Raw genomic sequence first — 18,799 nt, 5'->3', positions numbered from 1 at the left:
CAATAGTCAAAAGCTTGTTGAATATTGACTTTGGACTTTGGACTATTGACTCTTTAACTACATTCAAGCAATTAAGAATAAATTATAGATAGCAATAATCAGTACTAGTGTTCTAGGCAAAAACTATGAGCGCAATTTTATTTCATCTTGCTTTCCCGGTCACAAACATTGCCCAAACAAAAGCATATTATGTAGATGGTTTGGGCTGCATTCCTGGACGTGAGAATCCCCACGCTTTGATACTTAATTTATACGGTCATCAATTGGTAGCTCACACCACTAAAGAACCTTTGACACCCCAACGCGGTATTTATCCCAGACACTTTGGGCTAGTTTTTACTTCAGAACAAGATTGGCAAGATTTACTAGAAAGGGCACAACAGCACCAACTACTTTTTCGAGAAGAACCCAAAAAACGCTTTGTGGGGTTGCCTCTAGAGCATTACACGTTCTTTTTAGAAGATCCTTTTTATAACTTAATGGAATTTAAATATTACCGTCACCCAGAGGCGATTTTTGGCGGTTCTGAGTATTCGCAAATTGGGGATAGGACTTAATCGGCTCGCTTAATGTCTCTGCTACTGCGGCTAAACACCTAGAATCTGACAGCATCCAGGGGTGTAAAGCCACAGGAAATATCATCTCTTTTCCCACGGGCATTTGAGAACTCTTAGCTGGGACAATCATCAAATCATAAGGAGTCCAGATTGATGTAAAGTTGATATCCTGCAACATCGCCACATCAGAATTTAAATCTTGCAGCAAAGCACTGTTGGGACGCATTTGCACGCAACCTGTCCGCTGAGATCCATAAGCGATTACAGTGCCTTGATGGGGCGAAGAAATAGTAATAAACCGCTGTACCCGCTTAATTCCCTCCAGCCGCTGGATATAGTAACGACTGACAATTCCGCCCATGCTGAAAGCAACTAAATCCAGTGGTTGTTCTGGAGGAAATTCTTTATTTACATAATCTGCTACCTGCTTTGCCAACTCATCTAAACCTTTAGCACCATTATTGGGCACTAGATCTAAGGCATAGACAGACCAACCACGTTGTTTTAAATATTTCCCCATTCTATAGAAAACTGCCCCTGTGTCATCAATGCCATGTACTAACAACACAGGATTACGTTGCTGATTTTGATTGTTAATTACCATATTTGTGCTGAATCGCTTCTGTAGAAAATGTAACTGAGTCTCATTGTCACTGCAAAACTATCTATGACACTCCTTTTACTGGTTTAAAGTCAACAACTGCACTTTGCTGAAAATCAGGATTTTCCAAATGAAGAATTGTTAATTTTTATTAAGCTAACGTTCAGAATCTTGCCCTGAGTTACAGTAAAATTTAATAATTAATTCTTAGAGTATGTATTGTATGCAGGTTATGGGTGCTCCCACAAATCAGGTGAAAACACTTGCGCTGTATTATTACTACAATGTTGATTAAGTAGAAACCTATGAAGGTGGTCATCCAAAATAGGATGATGCAAAGCAAAAAAAATGTAACATAATGTCGTAATTTTTAATAATTACGGTAAAAATTCCACATAATAAAGGCAGGAGCAATTGTAATGGATTTTATCAAAAAGTTGATTTCGGGCATTGTCGGTTTCCTAACTGGACTTTTACCAGGGAAAAAGAAGAAAAGCAACGGTTACTTCTTAGAACTTGATGAATCCAAGGATGCAAAGCCAGTAGCTGCTGTTACAGAAGCAGCTAAAGAAGCAGCTAAAGAAGTAGCAGATAATGCCAAAAAAGCAGCAGAAACTGTTGCAGATAATGCTAAAAAAGTAGCCGAAACAGTTACATCACCATCCAAGGCAGAATCATTAAACGGCACAAAAACAGCTGCTTCTAAGTCTTCTAAGTCTAAGAAAAAATCAACTAAAGAAGCAAAACCAGCTGATGTGCAACTAGTTCAGACTGCTCAAGGTCTAAAAGTTGAACCAGGTAAGAATGATAAAGCCGCAGCAGCTAAAGTAGTTAAAGAAGCACCAAAAGAAACCACCTTTGCACCCAAATATGTTGCTGGTGGAGTTGGTAGCACTAACGGTCGCCGCCGTCCCGGAGCTAATATGAGTGCTTACTTGGATCTCGCACGTCAAGTGAAAACTCCTGGTTAAGTTTACTTGCTTCGCCTGTCATTTATCATTTGTCAGCGATGCACTAAGTTTCGATTTCCCTGCGAGACGCTACGCGAACGCTCAACTACCGCTGGCCTAAGTGTTGTTTTCCATCGGGTTTAATACTTTCCTTTGTATAGATTTGTCCAACTTTTGTGGTGCGATCGCTAATTATCCCGATCTATTTTTTGGGTAAGGTTTGAAAATACGAGTCCACTATATAAATGAAATGCTGGGTCCCAATTAGTCTTATCCCTACGAAACAGGTGAATGTGAGACTGGATGTTACCCAGCATTTCTGTTTGATCTAATATTGTTTCTGCAAAGTGTGTGAAATCTGACCAGACGTTGATTTGAGGTAGTTGCTGGTCAAGCCATTCTTGTAAAAAATTCCAATTAATTCTGATGGTATTTTGGCTAGTTTGAGATGTGATTTCTAATCCTTTTTGGTATTGATAGCTTTTGTCAGAAAGTCGCAAAATACAACCCCTACCCGGTAGGTGTAAATCACAAAATTGTGCATAGTCTTGGGTTTGAGTTTTGTGTTCTAGTTTGCGGTAAGGATCGCCATCTACGACTTGCTCAAAAATAGGTAATAGTCCCACTACCCGTGCTTTGACTTCTGACCATTTGAAGGTTAGTGAACCGAGTTGATTTGCGGGGTTACGGCAAACAATAGTAGTATTCGCAGCAGATTCGACAAAATTATGCACTTGAAACACTCGAATTTGCCCAATAGCAGCGATTGTTACCCAAAAGCAGGGAATACCAGCTTGTTGTAGTTGTGTACCGTAAAACTTGAGTTCTCCGATTTGTCCAATGCGATATAACTTCCAGCCGCGACTGGGTAAACTTAGCCTTGCAGTGTAGGTGTCAATTTGGAAAATCTGGGCAAATTTGGGCGCTAATTTGGCTTTGAGTTCATTACTCAGAGGTTCTAAGACGAGTACGCCTAATTCTGTATTACTAGGTTCTGTTGTCGCCTCAATAATAGCTCTTTGTCTTGCTTCTTGTTCAATTTCCTGTAGTCGCTGCAAACCCTGACGGGCTTGCGTCAAAATTTTAGTATTGGTTGTACTTCTTAACAAATGTCGGTAAACCTTTTGTGCATTCTCATACTTTCTTGAGACTTCATGCAGTCGTCCCAGATAAAATTGCACCCAAGGATTCTCTGGCGATTCTTCTAACAGGGGCTTGAGTAATTTAGCGGCAGTGTGATAGTCTTTACGCTCAAAGGCATTGGCAACTTGTTCAATCATCACTTTGTTTACACCCACACTGGAAGAATATCTCTCTCGCGCCTCTGCGTGAGATATACATCCTTTATACTTCACACGCTGCGGAAACTAGTGATAAAGCCACAACTGGCGCTGTCACAGCCCGCAAAATCCGACGACCAAGGGAAACTCCTTGAAATCCCGCCGCGATCGCACTATCAATTTCTTGTTGTGTCCATCCTCCCTCTGGGCCTATAGCGATAATTAATCCTTGGTCATTTGTCATTTGTCCTTGGTCATTTGTTATACCTTCGACTTTGCTTATTTGGTGCGGTAAGCAATCTTTGAGGTGAGGAAAGTTACCACGGGCTTCACAGATATATTTGTGGCTATTTTCAAAAGACAAACTACTGCTAAAAGCCACAGGTTCTAAAATTGTCGGCACAAAAGCCCGCTCTGATTGTTCCGCAGCTTCCGCCGCAATTCGCCGCCAGCGTTCGAGTTTTTGGGGGCTTGGTTGCAGTAAAGTACGATCGCTCAAAACTGGGGCAATTGTTGTTACTCCTAACTCAGTACAACACCTGACTACTTCATCAAATCCATTTCCTTTGGGTAAGGCTACCATCAGGGTGATTGATACAGGTAACTCAGTTTCCACCACCAGCGGTTCTAAAACCTGTCCTTGCTCCCCTGCTAGCTGGGTTAACCACCATTTACCCTTACCATCCATTGCAATAAAGCGATCGCCTTCACGCAACCGCAACACCCGTGCTAGATAGTGTTGTTGCTCTTTGGTGAGGGAAATTTGCCCTTGTTGGAGTTGAGAAGGTGCGATCGCAATTCTTTGCAGTTGAGCCATAAGATTTTCTGCACTGTGGGAGTATCAATATTTTTTTGCTTTCCGGAATAACTTCGGATTTGGGTGAAATATCAGTGTATGTCTTCATAAAAACATTAAAATCGAGTAAATCCACTTCAGTAGTTTCTCTTAAGTATACGGAATCAAGGCTAGGACTGAGAAACGATGCAGGTAATTCATTGAGCTTGGGGAATGATTCTGGATGAGTAACGATAGCAAAATTAGAATTTTGTTTTTGACGGCTGAACCTACTGATACTGCTAGACTGCGTTTACAACAAGAGTTACGAGAAATCAAACAAAGGCTGCAACAAGCCAATCAGCGAGAAAGATTTCAGCTAGAGTTTGGATTTTCTGCTCGTTCAGGAGATATAAGCCAAGAATTACTGAATTTTCAGCCTCATATCGTGCATTTTTCTGGACATGGTACAAGTACTGGTGAGCTTTGCTTTGAAGATGAGTTGGGTAAAATGCAACCTGTCACTCCCCAGGCTTTAGCTGCGTTGTTTGAATTAGTAGCCAATCAAGTTGAGTGCGTGATTCTAAATGCTTGTTATTCAGATATTCAAGCCAAAGCTATTGCCCAGCATATCCCGTTTGTAATTGGCATGAATACAGCAATTGGCGATCAAGCTGCGATCGCTTTTGCTGTGGGTTTTTACAAAGCGCTAGGTGCAAATCTCTCACCTGAAAAAGCTTTTAAGTGGGGGCTTGCAGAGATTCAGCTAAAAAATATTCCTGAAGAATTAACCCCAGTTCTTCGTAAAAAGACAGAAAACCAATCTCCAGGCGATTTTTATGTAGAACGTCCTCCCACTGAGCAGCGCTGTTATGAGGCGATTAAGCAGCTAGGTGCCTTAATCCGAATTAAAGCGCCTGACAAGATGGGGAAAACATCTCTGATGAACAGGATTCTTACTTATGCACGAGCGAATAACTTTCAAACCGTAACTTTGAGTTGTCGGCGGTTAGTAAATCGCCAAGTTGCAACTGATATGGAAAGATTCTTACAGTCATTTTGTGCTGTTGTTAGTAACGAGCTAGGGTTAACTAATAAGGTAAATGAATATTGGGATAATCAACTGGCCTCTATTTATAACAGTAGTGAATATTTTAAACAATACCTATTACCAAATACTGCTAACGATTTAGTGATAGCATTGAATCATGTGGATTTGATTTTTGAACACCCTGAAATCGGCCAAGACTTTTGTAATCTTCTCCGAAGTTTTCACGACATAGCAAGACGCGGCGATCCAAATAGCAAAATTTGGGAAAAACTTCGTTTAATTATTGTCCATTCTACGGAATTTTATACATCTTTAGATATTAATAACTCACCACTGGCTAATGTGGGTTTAGTGGTAGATTTACCTGAATTTAGTCGGGAGCAAGTACAACAGTTACTCAAGGCTCATGATCTTAAGTTGAAAGGCCAAAACATTGAGCAACTGATGGCTATGGTAGGAGGACATCCTTATCTTCTGCGAATTGGTATCGATGAATTTAAGTTTAATAAAAAGAAATTTGAGCAATTTTTAAAAGAAGCACCCACCCCATCTGGAGCATTTAGTGACCATCTACGCGAACTCTTGGAACAACTCGAAAATAATCTAGAGTTGAGAACAGCATTCAGTCAAGTTATATCGGCGGATGTAGAAAATCCGGTTAAATTACATCCAAGGATTGCAAAATCTTTACAACGTTTGGGATTGATAAAGTTAAAAGGTTTTTTTGCAGAGCCGCGTTGTGAATTATATCGGCTTTATTTTCAAATGTTCCTTTAATAGATAGCAGATAGGTAAAAATCAACAATGAATCAACCAGAAAAATATTATCAAGTTGGTGGTACTTTAAAACCTGATGATCCTAGTTATATAGAGAGACAAGCTGACAAAAATCTGTATGAGGGATTGAGAAATGGAAATTTTTGCTATGTATTTAACTCCCGACAGATGGGTAAGTCTAGCTTACAGGTAAGAGTCAGTAAAAAATTAGAAAATGAAGACTTTAAATGTGTTGTAATCAGCCTAGAAAGGTTTGGGACTAAAGGAGTTACTCAAGATCAGTGGTATGATACTTTAATCAAAAATATAGCAGATAACTTCGATTTACAAAAAGAGCAATTGTCAACCTTATTTAAAGACAATAGGCGATTAACTCCTTTAAATCGGTTAAGTGATTTTATTGAAAATATCCTATTATCACAAATTGATAAAAACATTGTTGTTTTTATAGATGAAATCGATACTGTTCTCAGTTTAGATTTTCCGACTGATGATTTTTTTGGATTTATCCGTTATTGCTATAATCAACGCGCCAATAACCCAAATTATGAACGAATTACCTTTGCCTTATTAGGAGTAGCTACACCATCACAATTGATCAAAGATACGCAACGTACTCCTTTTAATATAGGGGTAGCGATTCAATTAAATGGTTTTTCCTTTCCAGAAGCTCGACTTTTAACTGAAGGTTTAGAAAGCAAAGTAAATGACTTGAAAATTGCCGAAAACATTATTCGAGAAATCCTGAAATGGACTGGTGGTCAACCATTCCTCACACAAAAGATATGTCAAATTATTTTGTATGATGAAAATGTGATTCCTAGTGATGAAAAACTAATATCCAAATGGATAGAAGAATTAGTGAAAACACTGATAATTGATAACTGGGAATTTCAGGATGAACCACAACATTTAAGAACTATTCGCAATCGGATTATTAATAGTAAAGAACCTATTGTTAAATTACTTAAATTTTATCGAAAAATTTTACAACATCATGAATTATCAATTACTAATACTCCAGAGCAAAGTGAACTTGTATTATCAGGTTTGCTAGAAGAAAAATCAGGAAAATTAAAAGTTTACAACCTCATTTATGAATCTATTTTTGATTCTAACTGGGTTGCTGAAATGCTTGCGGAGATGCGACCTTATGAAGACGAATTACTAGGATGGTTATCTTCTAATCGTCAAGATAAATCTTGGCTATTACAGGGTAAAAAATTACAAAAAGCAATGAAATGGTGTGCTGATAAAAATTTGACAATTGAAGATTATCAATTTATTAATGCTAGCCAGGAGTTAAAACTACGGAAAGTTGAGCGTTTTCAGCGCTGGCTAACATTTATAACTGTAAGCATGGTAATTATTGCTGGGATAAGTACATTTCAATTGAAAGAAAAAATTCAATCGTTATTTTTACCATATATTTTAGAGCCAGAACTATTTAGTCAAGGAGAAAAGACTTTTTTTTTGGGCGATGCAAATTATTATCAGACGCAGGGTGTAGAAGCCTTTAAGCAAGGTAATTATTCAGAAGCAATAGAGCTTTTTCAAAAAGCTAAAAATGTTGATCGTAGTGATCCTGAAGCAGAGATTTATTATAACAATGCACTAGCACATAAACAAGAAAATGATACAAAGATTAAGCCTTTAACTATAGGAGTAGTTGTACCTATATATGCAAGGAAAGAAGTTTCTAAAGCAACATTGAGAGGAGTCGCACAAGCCCAGGCTAATTTTAACAAAAATGGTAATGGTGGATTAAAAGGTCGATTATTGAATATTGTAATTGCCGATGATAGTAATAACCCAAACTTAGCTCGAAAAGTTGCTCAAGAGTTAATTAAAGACTCAAATGTATTAGCAGTGATTGGGCACAATGCTAGCGAAGCTGCTAAATATGCACTTTCTGAATATCAAAAAGCTGATTTAGCAATGCTATCTAACGCTAGCAGTAGTAATTTATTACGCAGTCAAGTTTTTTTTAGAACAACCACTTCTAATAAGGTTAATGCTGAATTATTGAGCAAATATGCTATCAAAAATAAAATTAAGCGAGTTGTGATTTACTATAAACCTGAAGATGCCTACAGTGATGACGTAACACGGAATTTTGAAACCTTCTTTCAGCAGCAGGGTGGTAAAGTAGAGCTTGTAGATTTGAGAAACCCAAAACAGAATGCATCCGATCAATTTAAACTCAGTCTCGTCTCAAAAAATCCACCGGATGCGGTTGTATTTTTTCCTACTACGGAGCTAATTTCTACTGTAATTGACATTGTTCGCGCTCAAGGAGATCTACCGTCCGTAGCAAAAAAGGTAAGGCTGTTGGGAGGAACAACTTTGTATAATTCAGAATCTTTCAAACAAGGTAAAGAATATGTTCAAGGACTAATACTGTCGCTTCCCTGGTTTCCCGAAGAACCAAACTCGAAAGCATTTGCAGAGCAAGCTTGCAACAGATGGGAAGATCAGATTAGCTGGTCAACGGCCTCTAGTTATGATGCGACTCAGGCTTTTATCGCAGCCGTATCAAAGTCTGACAATCCTTCTAGGAAGGATGTAATTAACAATCTCAAATCTATTCAGCTTCCAGCTAATCAAACTTCAGGAGATGAACTCAAATTTACTGATGGTGAACGGACAAATCTTAAACCAGTTTTAGTTCGTGTAGTTAAAGGTAGCGGCAAGAAGTGTGGAGGTCTCGAAGGAGGCGGATTTCATTTTGAAAAAGTGCCGGAAGACCAATCTTTATCTAACTAAATAGTTAAATGAACAAAGATAAACGCTGATAAATTATGAGGGGTTGGGAAGGGTGAGATCCCCGACTTCTTTAAGAAGTCGGGGATCTCGTAGCCTAGCAAAGTAGGTGTGGCGGACTACTAGCCCCTCGTCCCTAACTAGAGATTCTGTAAATAAGCGTCTAGCGCTTCATTTACCAATTCGGTCATTGGCCTACCTTGGGTAGCTGCGGCGGCTTTGAGCTTGTCATAAACCTCATGTTGCAGGCTGACACGACGGCGGGTTTTATAGCTGGCGATCGCTGTATTTGCGATCGCCACTTCTTGTCCTTCACTTTCTGCTGTTATTGAGTCTGCCATTGTTTCTACTAAACCATCGCTATCGTCTGTAACTTCTGGTGCTGCAACGGTTTGGGCTTCGTAATTAGCAGCAAATTCCCGAATGGCATCAAAACCGATGCGATCGCAAAAATCCCCAAAGCTTTCTTCTGCGTTTTTCGACTGTTTAAAGTAAACGAAAATCGGTTCTAGCTGGGTTTCCAAGTCGTTGTGGTGTAGCCGTTCCATGTAAGGCTGGGCTAACCGCGTCTGATTTGGCGAACCTCCTAACCATACTTGGTAACTTTCCGGCGCACTCCCGACAAAAGCGAGTTCCGCCATGTAAGGACGAGCGCAGCCATTCGGACAGCCTGTCATCCTTACCACAAATTCTTCATTTTGTAAACCGACTTTATCCAAAATTTTGCTAATTCGGTCTAAAATACCTGGAATTGCCCTTTCGGATTCGGTGATTGCTAACCCGCAAGTAGGTAAAGCGGGACAAGCCATCGCCAACCTTTCTAAGCGGTCAATTTTGCTGGGGTCGGATATAACGCCGCGACGGTCGAGAATTTCTTGAATCGCGGCTTTGTCTGCTGGTGCAATTTCGTAAAAAATCAGGTTTTGGTGGGCTGTGAGGCGGATGGGTAGGTTAAATTGCTCAACGATTTCCTTTAAGGCGGTTTTCAGTTGAAATGAACCTTCATCCTTGACGCGACCGTTATCAATGGAAATTCCCAAGAACAGCTTGCCATCGCCTTGTTCGTGCCATCCTAAGAAGTCATGATATTTAAATTCTGGCAGTTCTTTAAAGGGAGCGATCGCTTTGCCAAAATATTCTTCGACTTTGGCGCGGAATTTCTCTACACCCCAATCGTGGAGTAAATATTTTAATCTGGCGTGACGGCGGTCAGTGCGATCGCCATAATCTCTCTGGGTGGCTACAATTGCTTTCACGATGTCGTAAACATCTTCTTTGGCTACATAGCCTATCGGATCGGCTAGCCTTGCGAAGGTTTCTTCTTTGTTGTGTGTCCGTCCTAAGCCACCACCAGCAAAGACGTTAAATCCTTCTAATTTGCCTTTCTTATTGGTAATGACGACTAAGGTCAGGTCTTGGGAATACAAATCAATAGAATTATCCCCCGGCACTGTCACACAAGCTTTAAACTTGCGAGGCATATAGTATGTGCCATAGAGGGGTTCTTCGGAATTGTTGATTAGTGTCCCATTACTATCGCTTTGTCGCGCTGCTTTCACCTCTGGGCTTTCTTCAGCACTAATTACCTTTTCGCCATCTAGCCAAATTTCGTAATAAGCACCGGTTTGGGGCGACAACAAGTCAGCAATATTTTGGGCATATTCCCAAGCATACTGATATTCTGGGCGATTCTTCCAGGGTGCTGGGGGAGCCATCACGTTGCGGTTGACATCGCCACAAGCGCCCAAAGTGGAACCGAGATTATTCACAATAGAAGCGATCGCCGCTTTGAGATTTTTCTTTAAAATCCCATGTAGCTGAAACCCTTGACGGGTAGTGGCCCGCAACGTGTGGTTACCATATTCATCAGATAGCTTATCTAAAGCTAGATATAGCTGCGGCGGTACTAAACCACCTGGGTTTTTTGTCCGCAGCATAAATTGGTAATCTTTCTCCTGCCCCTTGACGCGATTATCACGGTTATCTTGTTGATAAGACCCGTGAAACTTCAGTAACTGCACTGCATTTTCGCTAAAGTGAGTTGTATCCTGAAGTATCTCGGTGGCTACAGGTTCACGCAAAAAATTACTATTTTCCTTGATTCCTTCTACTTTGGAAGGCTTACGGCTAGCTATCGGGGAAGGAGGAGATTTAACCATTAGAGTTGTAGACTGTTCTTAATAAGGCATCAGTAGAAGCCGAAGCGGCAAATTTCAAAGCACTGATTCGGCCAGGTGATCCCCGGATATCCGGTCGGAATTATGAGGAATATTTTAATTTTAACATGGCAAAAAGCTGGCTTTGTCAGTGAAGCAACACTTAACAAAACCAGCATACCAGTATATATGGTTGTGCCAAACTATAACATTTGGAACTGTAGAACAAACAACTCACTAATCTACCTTATCTACTTCATCTACCCATTCTCCTCAAACTACGTAAGACTCACCAATGCCCAATGCCCTATTTAAAGCGATAACCTAGACCACCTTGGATGCTGACAGCAGAAGCAGGGCTATTTTGGTAAGTCTTCATACCTAGGGTGGCGTTACTGTAGATCAGGAAGTTTTTGGCGACTTCAGATTCTACACCAGCAGTTAGGGCTACTCCGTCTCTATCGCCTACGGGAGTTTGTTTACCATCTTTTTCTACGAAGGAATAACCACCAGCTAAATAGACGTTAGTTCCTTTAGCAATTGGCGCATCTACGGAAATTTGGGGAATAATTGCAGTTGTCTGATCGGTAAACATAATTTGAGTCCGTGCAGAAAATGGAGTGGGGCCTAATTTTAAACGGCCTGTAACGTTACCACCAAATTGAGCATCTTGACCAACTTGCCCGCCATTAGTCACACCACCTGCAACACCAGCACCGATATAGCTAGCATCAGTACCCTTTTGTGTTTGTGCAGAAGCTTGACCAGCATTTATAAAAAGAGGAGCAACTACTAAAGAAGACAATGCAGAAATTGTTACCAAAGACTTGAGTACACCTTTCATAATTTTGACCAAATATTGTTTTTTTGCTGTTAAATTAAAAGTCGTAAACTGAGAAGAAATGTTCCGATTAATTCTCAATTTCTACTAAATGTTTGTCTCTATTGATGCATATAACTTACAGGCTGTGTATCAATCAAAGCTCTAAATAGCAATGCTATAATTACAGAACATTGTTCGGTTATCCGGGATTTTTTGCCAAAAGTAGACGCTTTTTAAACTGGCACAATAAAGAGCAAAAAAGATTAGCCCAGAAAAGCCGGATAAAAACGATTAGCACCCCGAGCAGAAGATTTATATATAGGATGAAATAGTCGGTTGTAACAGCTATTGCAATAAGCTCTAGAGGGAATCTATAAAGTAAAGTTTTAGAGACTTCTATGGAGACTGAATAATGCTAACCGCTGCAAAAACGTTGTCTGGATTGATGGGTTTATGTATCGGTGATGCGTTGGGTGTGCCGGTGGAGTTTACTAGCCGCGCTGAACGAGTTAAATCTCCAGTTACCAAGATGCTAGGTTATGGCACATGGAATCAGCCGCCAGGAACTTGGTCTGATGACAGCTCTTTGACTTTTTGTTTGGCTGAAAGTCTTTGTAGAGGGTATTCGTTAGATGCTATAGCCAATTCCTTCTGGCGCTGGTACAAAGCCGCTTACTGGACTCCCCGTGGTCAACTATTTGATATTGGCAATACCACCCATGCGGCGATTATGCGCTTGAAACAGGGCATTTTACCCAGGGAAGCAGGGGGAAAAATTGAAAATACCAATGGCAATGGATCGTTGATGAGAATCTTGCCAATGGCATATTGTCACAAAATGTTAACCTTCAGCGAATTAATCGCCAGGGTGCATGATGTTTCTGCAATTACCCATGCCCATACGCGATCGCTCATGGCCTGTGGAATTTATATTACTATTGCCGTTGCCCTGTTAGAAGGGGCTGACCCCCAAGCCGCTTATCTACAAAGTTTAAACAAGCTGGAGACTGTTTATTCTCCACGGGAATATTTGTTAGAAAAACCCCATTTTGCCAGAATCTACAGTGGCGAAATTGCCAAACTACCAGTAGAAGAGATTAATTCTGGTGGCTATGTAATTGATACCCTAGAGGCAGCACTGTGGTGTTTGTTAAATAGCTCATCTTATTCTGAAGCAGTATTAACAGCAGTGAACTTAGGTGGAGATACGGATACTACCGCTGCGGTGACTGGTGGGTTAGCAGGAATTTATTACGGGTTGGAAAATATTCCCCAAGAGTGGATGAACCAAATCGCCCGCAAACAAGACATTATTAACTTAGCAACTCGGTTTGCGGCTGCTGTTTATAGTTAATTGGCGATTGTGAATCAACAACAAAATTAGGTAATAAATATCCCATCTTCTAGGAACGTAGGAAGATGGGGTAATTTCTCTTAATAAAAAACTCCATCCCCTCGTGGATGGAGTTTTTGGGCATGGGACATGGGTAAGATATTCCCAATGCCCAATGCCCAATGCCCAAAGCGACGGGGCGACTATCTCTCTCCACCCACTCTGGCGATGGAGTTTCCCGTCGCTTTCAATGAATTGCCTAGCACTCACCCTTGATTTGTTCCGAAATCCATTGCAGGTAAGGTTGAGAACCTGCAACAATCGGTAAAGCAATAATTTCCGACAACTCATAAGAGTGCAGTTCCCGAATTTTGGCTTCTAAAGTGGGATATTGTGCCAAATCAGTTTTAATCAGTAACTGCCATTCATCTTCTGTGTGTATTTTCCCTTGCCAGGTGTAAATCGAGTGGATGGGCAACAGACTCACACAAGCAGCGAGTTTAGCTTCCACAAGGGCATTAGCGATCGCTTGTGCCTCTTGGACATTGGCTGCTGTCACTAATACCACACCATAGCCAGCAGGTATTTCCATGATATCTAAACCGGAGATAAGGAATATACCTGACCATCAATTAACAATCGCGTGATGCCTTTAGCTTGGAGATGAGTACGAGCCTTGTGTAGCATTTTACTATCAGGCACTTTAATCACGCGATCGCGCTTGGTAGAAAAGCGCTTAGCCACGCGATGGTTATCGAACACTGGTAGAGTTCTTTGCTGAGTTTCCAGGTTGGGGATTTGCCCCAAATCACCAAAGTCTCGCAGTGGACGGGTAATTAATTCTGAGGATCTGTCAATGACCAAATAGCAAGTTTTAGGCAATTGTGCTGACGACAATGGTAACACCTGAACTGGTGCTTCACCGGGTTTGCGTCTTGTCACTAAAGGTCTTGCTTCCTCATAGTCATCGTCCTCATCCTCATCAAAAAAGTCATCATCTTCGTCTAAATCGTCCTCTAAATCGTCCAAATCTTCAGACTCATCTAACAAGTCTTCGCCTAGCATTTGGGCTAAGACGTTGGCTTGTGGAGGCTCATCATCTAACAAGCGGTTAGAAATGTTGCCGATTTCTGCCCGTTTGGGAGTCGGAAGATTGGGGATTTCCGGTGGTTTAGGAGTAGGAAGGCTGACGATTTCTGGTAGCTTAGGACTGGGAAGATTGGGGACTTCTGGCGGCTTTTTCGGGATGATTTCCAGCTGTTCTGCGGCGGGAGGTTGGGGTTTTGCTTCCGCTGAAGAACGCCGCTTTACTCTTCTGATAGCGGGGGTTGATTCCTCGCTATCATCTTCTGGTGATACTACTACTTTTTCCGGCTCAACCTTAGACAACTCCAAAGGCGGTTTGTCCGTAATTGGAATTTCTTTTTTTGGCTGTTGCTGAATCAACAGTGGTAACTGATCGTAGTTTACCTGTGCCCTGCCTTCGGGAGTTCTCGCCGCACGTTTCAAAGAAACGAGGTACTCGTACTCATCTTCTGGTAAGGTGCTTTTGAGCAGGCGGCTAATTGTCGAGTTACTAACGTCATAGCGTTCTGCCAAAGTTGAGGTTGTTTCGGCAGTTTCTCGATATAACTTGAGAATTTCTTGTTTATCAGAATCGGTTAATTTTCTCACGGTAGATCCCAAAAATCTTTTCTAAGCTCGTTTTCTTCCTCGCTCCCGCCGCGATCGGCTCAATGATGTGTCATATTCTAAAACAGCCCCCATGCCAAATAAAACTCCACTAAATACCCAAAACACTTCTAATATGTCTCCACTTTGATAATTAGGAATCGAATTTGTGGCATATTTAAACCACATATCTGCAATGTAGAGTGAAAACGCTGCGGCTGCAATCATTCTCCAAGATTGGGCAACTCGTCCCCCCCAAAAGGCTAAGAGTAAAGTTGTGGCGATAATTAAAATAGCTACATCGCTAACTACGTAAAACCAATTTAAAATACTGCCTAGCAACTCTAGCGGTTTGGTTTGTTTCAACGAAATCCACCAAGCTAACAAACTACCAAATACGCCAATTGCCAAAACAATTAGCCATTGCCATTTTTCGAGATTGATTCGCCTATGAGCCGCTGCTAAAATCATACCTGTACCAAGACACAGATAAGTTACTACAAAAAATACATCGCCAATAGAAACATCCGGTTCTTCTTTCAAGATGATTTCCGTATAACCGAAAATTATCCCTCCTAGGAAATAAGACAGCATACCTATGCCAATAGCGAGCCAAACATTTCGACCACTGACTATTTGCTGACTACGCCAATTCCTCAAGCATAAGATACCGGCACCCAGGTAAGCTAACGCTTCAAAAATATTTGTACCAATTACATACCACTCGGCACGGCTTTCTATGCCATTTGGTTCTGGGACTTTAGCGCTAAACAATAGATAGTATAACAGTGCCAGTACAGCCCAGCCAATGCCAAGTAAGACGATGTTCCCTGTTTTGAAAATAGATTTAGAACCGTAGGAATTGTCGTAAGAAGTACCCATAAGGCTTGACTATGTAAATACACTTTGGCAGTATTGTGACTTGCATGACTTTGTAGGAAGCAGTTTATCTGAAAACCAACTAGTCAATTGCTTTGTCAAACAATACACAATTAAATTAAAAGAGCAACTATCTGTGGTCACAGTTTTTTCCTAGCAGGTCTATGCTATTGCCACAGTTTACTCATTGGAGATTGAATTAGCCAACTAATAAATAGCGATCGCTCTGCTTCTGGCATATCTTGTAACCGATCAACCACTGGATGGGCGAAGTTGGCATTACCAAAATAGGTTTTCCCTAGTTTATGGAGTTCCTGTAAAAAGATAACTATATGATTTTCTTGCCAGGGAGGTAGGCTGGCTGTTTCCAGTGGATCTAGTTTTAACAAAGATTTTACTGCTTCTAGCGAAGATGCTTGCGGCAGTTGCTTTTGCCGCAATACCTCCGCAATATCTTTTTCAAATAAAGACGCTTGCTTAGCACCTAAAAAATCTTCAATGTCGATATGCACCGCTTGCAATAGCAAAATACAGCCTAGGACGAAAATTGCTGTTTTGCTGTGCTCGTCAGTGTCACTACCTAACTGTTCTAAACGGATTTTTCCCCAGACGGTAAAACGATCTGGCTCCTCCAACAATACACAGGCTTTACCTCGATTATCCGTTAATTCTCTCCACAAGGCTCTAGCTTCTTCCTCTTGGCTAGCTTTAAAAACACTAATCAAGCGGAAGGTTTGCCCCTGATAGTGGAGGACTGGCATTGGCTGCTCCCGTTTCGGGTGCTGAATGCTTGATATTTCTACATCCTGCCGTTTGAGAATAAACATGGCACTAGCAAATAACTCCTCACAGGGGCGTTCTCGATATGCGATCTATAATCCGATTTCACAGCATCGCCAAGAGTGCGATTACCTAGCATACAGTAGCCTTGAGCCTGGCGATCGCACCAGGCAACTCGACAATTTACTCCCACACCCAAATCACCCATTGACCACACAATATCTTTAACCAATAGTCCATTTACTTCGTTTTTAGTGTACATTGATTAACTAGCGACTAGCATCTTAGCCTTCCTACAGAGAAATCTGCAATTTTCAATTGCTTCTTTGTCGGAGAAACGATATAATTGGTTATATGACTCCCCCAAGAGCCATAGTATTATTTTGGGCGCGTAGCTCAGTGGATAGAGCAATTGCCTTCTAAGCAATCGGCCGCAGGTTCGAACCCTGCCGCGCTCGTTTCAGATAAGAACGAACCCTTAAGCAAAGACGCATGATATTGTCATGACATCGATTGAGGGTTTGTTTTGCTGCATCACACAAAAAATAAAGGTGATATTGCTGCTACAAAAGCGATCGCAGATCTAACAGTCAAAGGCTATTTAATTCTCACACCAGTAGTGTGTGAGCATTTACCATTTGATTTTGTTGCTTACAAAGATGAGAAATTTTATAAAATACAAGCTAAATATGCAGGAGACAACAGAGTAGTCAATAGGACTATCTGGGTAGATAAGAATGGGACTCATCAGAAAAAATATAAAGCCGAAGACTTTGATTTTTATGCTGTTTATCTACCTGATATAGATAAAGTTGTCTATCCTTCAGTTAATTTTAGTGGTTGCTACATCACCACCCAAATACCTAATTCAGCCACACCTTTTTACTGGTGGGAAGATTTTAGAGAGTTTACGGAAGAAGCGCCTAAGCGAACTTACAAGGAATTTGGAGTTGACTTAACAACTAGGAAATTTAATCCAGACTCTAGAATTAATACCAGAAAAGTAGAACGACCATCAAAAGCAGAATTAGAAAAATTGGTGTGGGAAAAACCTACAGCGCAAGTCGGTAGAGATTTTGGTGTTTCTGATAAAGCTGTTGAGAAGTGGTGTAAGGCTTATGGTATAGAGAAGCCGCCTAGAGGTTATTGGGTGAAGAAGGTTTTTGGGAAAGTAGAAGCCTAGATTTTAAAAGTAGGATGTGCAATTGCTCAATCAAAGTTAGCGTTGAATACCAATGAGCATCCAAATCTGTCTGAATAATTGGTTACTTTTTCGCTGGTTGGCTTAGTGCTAGCGTGGAATTTAAAGTCAGAAAATAGCAACTTAGCAGAAATTAGAAATATTATGTGGGTAAGTGCGATCGTTGCGTATTTGCATTACTTAAGCTTTATCTTGTGTTTTGGTGTGCTGGTGTTAGAAGCATTTACCTTAAACACAGAGTTAAGTTTAAAAGAAGCTGGGAAAATTGTCATAGCCGATGCGATTTATGGTATATCGGCAATTGTTGTGCTGATTACAGGTATCTTGCGTGTTGTCTATTTTGGTAAAGGTACAGATTACTATTTGCACAACCCAGTTTTCTACGCCAAAGTAGCAGCTTTTATCGTTGTGGGTTGTTTGTCTATTTATCCCACTGTTTCTTTTCTTAGTTGGTTGAAAAGTCTGCTACAAGGGGAAGCACCCAAGTTAGAATTAGCAAAGCTGAACCGTCTAATCTGGTTAATTAGGGCTGAACTTGTTGGCTTTATCCTCATTCCCTTATTAGCAGTCATCATGGCTAGAGGAATAGGCATAAACTTTGCATAAATTACTTCAGATAGTGCAGTTTTCATCACACTAAACCCTGATACGTAATCACCTAGTAAATACTTATGAGGATGTGTTAGGGCTATGCAAATATTGGGGAGTTTCAGAAAGTGAGGATGAGCCTAAGCAACATATTTCTCAATGCGTTAAGCGTTGCTATAATGCACCCTACTAGACTGGTTGTTTTCCAAAAATCAAATAATAGACTAGTAGGTTGGGTTGAACGAAGTAAAACCCAACAATACCAAGTTTTTTGGGTGTTAAGTTGGGAACGAAAACCAACCTACGACTACTATTATTAAGGAAGCCACGATTCGGGGGTCTAAGTTCAACCCAACTTACAATTATCTATAATGGTTTCAATTGTTCTAATACTTGAGAATCAAGATATTTTTGTTCAATTATTTCTACCGAATTATCACACCATTTAGCAACTACAGCCGTAGGAACACCTTTTGTGTTTTATTCATAAAATTTGACTATTAAAATAATGTATTCTACTAAAATCATAGTCAAATCATAGTCAAAATACAAGCAGGGTACTCAAAATTTTGACCCAATAGCCAAATCATAGTCAAATCATAGTCAAAAATATG

The 18,799-nt window shown here is 40.6% G+C and carries 17 protein-coding genes and 1 tRNA gene; 8 read left to right on the top strand and 10 right to left on the bottom strand.

Translation table 11 applies throughout. The annotated features are described in order from the left end of the window. The first annotated feature begins 125 nt into the window (after positions 1–125). Positions 126–557, top strand: coding sequence for a VOC family protein (locus AACU32_RS30425; RefSeq protein WP_096605282.1), 432 nt, complete (start codon positions 126–128; stop codon positions 555–557). Here AACU32_RS30425 and AACU32_RS30420 read toward each other — a convergent pair. After that, a complete protein-coding gene (locus AACU32_RS30420) occupies positions 487–1,155 on the bottom strand; it encodes an alpha/beta fold hydrolase (protein WP_096608243.1) in 669 nt (222 codons plus the stop codon). The genes AACU32_RS30425 and AACU32_RS30420 overlap by 71 nt on opposite strands. 422 nt (positions 1,156–1,577) lie before the next feature. Here AACU32_RS30420 and AACU32_RS30415 point away from each other — a divergent pair, with 422 nt between their 5' ends. Continuing rightward, complete coding sequence (locus AACU32_RS30415; RefSeq protein WP_096605280.1) at positions 1,578–2,129, top strand: hypothetical protein; 552 nt, start codon at positions 1,578–1,580, stop codon at positions 2,127–2,129. A gap of 167 nt (positions 2,130–2,296) precedes the next feature. On the opposite strand, the gene AACU32_RS30410 is transcribed toward AACU32_RS30415, so the two are convergent. Further along, on the bottom strand, positions 2,297–3,388 hold the full coding sequence (locus tag AACU32_RS30410) for a tetratricopeptide repeat protein (RefSeq protein ID WP_096605278.1): 1,092 nt from the start codon (positions 3,386–3,388) through the stop codon (positions 2,297–2,299). Between the two features lie 64 nt (positions 3,389–3,452). After that, on the bottom strand, positions 3,453–4,205 hold the full coding sequence (locus AACU32_RS30405; protein ID WP_096605276.1) for a 16S rRNA (uracil(1498)-N(3))-methyltransferase: 753 nt from the start codon (positions 4,203–4,205) through the stop codon (positions 3,453–3,455). Between the two features lie 202 nt (positions 4,206–4,407). Here AACU32_RS30405 and AACU32_RS30400 point away from each other — a divergent pair, with 202 nt between their 5' ends. Next, positions 4,408–5,991 carry an AAA-like domain-containing protein gene (locus AACU32_RS30400; RefSeq protein WP_096605274.1) on the top strand — a complete coding sequence of 528 codons (1,584 nt, stop codon included), beginning with the start codon at positions 4,408–4,410 and terminating at the stop codon, positions 5,989–5,991. A gap of 27 nt (positions 5,992–6,018) precedes the next feature. Continuing rightward, positions 6,019–8,757 carry an ABC transporter substrate-binding protein gene (locus tag AACU32_RS30395; protein ID WP_096605273.1) on the top strand — a complete coding sequence of 913 codons (2,739 nt, stop codon included), beginning with the start codon at positions 6,019–6,021 and terminating at the stop codon, positions 8,755–8,757. 137 nt (positions 8,758–8,894) lie between these two features. On the opposite strand, the gene sir is transcribed toward AACU32_RS30395, so the two are convergent. Both sir and AACU32_RS30385 read right to left on the bottom strand, forming a co-directional pair. Next, positions 8,895–10,913, bottom strand: a complete 2,019-nt coding sequence (gene sir / locus AACU32_RS30390) for a sulfite reductase, ferredoxin dependent (protein WP_096605271.1) — start codon at positions 10,911–10,913, stop codon at positions 8,895–8,897. 304 nt (positions 10,914–11,217) lie between these two features. Beyond that, positions 11,218–11,754 carry a hypothetical protein gene (locus AACU32_RS30385; RefSeq protein WP_096605269.1) on the bottom strand — a complete coding sequence of 179 codons (537 nt, stop codon included), beginning with the start codon at positions 11,752–11,754 and terminating at the stop codon, positions 11,218–11,220. Positions 11,755–12,145: 391 nt separating this feature from the next. Here AACU32_RS30385 and AACU32_RS30380 point away from each other — a divergent pair, with 391 nt between their 5' ends. Then, the gene (locus AACU32_RS30380) at positions 12,146–13,087 is read left to right on the top strand and encodes an ADP-ribosylglycohydrolase family protein (RefSeq protein WP_096605267.1); all 942 of its coding nucleotides are present in this window, start codon (positions 12,146–12,148) and stop codon (positions 13,085–13,087) included. A 238-nt stretch (positions 13,088–13,325) separates the two neighbouring features. Here the strand turns inward: AACU32_RS30380 and cutA are convergent, their stop codons facing one another. From cutA to AACU32_RS30355, 5 genes are all read right to left on the bottom strand, one after another. Continuing rightward, positions 13,326–13,658, bottom strand: a complete 333-nt coding sequence (cutA, locus tag AACU32_RS30375) for a divalent-cation tolerance protein CutA (protein ID WP_096605265.1) — start codon at positions 13,656–13,658, stop codon at positions 13,326–13,328. Positions 13,659–13,663: 5 nt separating this feature from the next. Further along, on the bottom strand, positions 13,664–14,740 hold the full coding sequence (locus tag AACU32_RS30370) for a transposase (protein ID WP_096605263.1): 1,077 nt from the start codon (positions 14,738–14,740) through the stop codon (positions 13,664–13,666). 21 nt (positions 14,741–14,761) lie between these two features. Then, positions 14,762–15,619, bottom strand: a complete 858-nt coding sequence (locus AACU32_RS30365) for a hypothetical protein (RefSeq protein ID WP_096605261.1) — start codon at positions 15,617–15,619, stop codon at positions 14,762–14,764. A 164-nt stretch (positions 15,620–15,783) separates the two neighbouring features. Continuing rightward, positions 15,784–16,443 (bottom strand): Npun_F0813 family protein, encoded by a 660-nt coding sequence (locus AACU32_RS30360; protein ID WP_096605259.1) that lies wholly within the window; start codon positions 16,441–16,443, stop codon positions 15,784–15,786. Continuing rightward, positions 16,416–16,658 carry a hypothetical protein gene (locus tag AACU32_RS30355; protein WP_339378388.1) on the bottom strand — a complete coding sequence of 81 codons (243 nt, stop codon included), beginning with the start codon at positions 16,656–16,658 and terminating at the stop codon, positions 16,416–16,418. Before AACU32_RS30355 ends, AACU32_RS30360 begins: the two co-directional genes overlap by 28 nt. Before the next feature lie 123 nt (positions 16,659–16,781). Here AACU32_RS30355 and AACU32_RS30350 point away from each other — a divergent pair. The 3 genes from AACU32_RS30350 to AACU32_RS30340 all read left to right on the top strand — a co-directional run bounded on the left by AACU32_RS30350 (position 16,782) and on the right by AACU32_RS30340 (position 18,203). Continuing rightward, positions 16,782–16,854 (top strand) — tRNA-Arg (locus AACU32_RS30350). A 68-nt stretch (positions 16,855–16,922) separates the two neighbouring features. Further along, positions 16,923–17,579 (top strand): group I intron-associated PD-(D/E)XK endonuclease, encoded by a 657-nt coding sequence (locus AACU32_RS30345; protein WP_096605257.1) that lies wholly within the window; start codon positions 16,923–16,925, stop codon positions 17,577–17,579. Positions 17,580–17,657: 78 nt separating this feature from the next. Beyond that, entirely contained in the window at positions 17,658–18,203 is a 546-nt protein-coding gene (locus tag AACU32_RS30340) for a DUF2214 family protein (protein ID WP_339378387.1), read from the top strand. Positions 18,204–18,799: the final 596 nt, after the last annotated feature.

The sequence above is a fragment of the Calothrix sp. NIES-2100 genome, assembly GCF_963875285.1.
Classification (GTDB): Bacteria; Cyanobacteriota; Cyanobacteriia; order Cyanobacteriales; family Nostocaceae; genus Aulosira.
The sequence above is the reverse complement of the archived record's forward strand: the minus strand, read 5'-3'. Positions and strand labels throughout refer to the sequence as shown.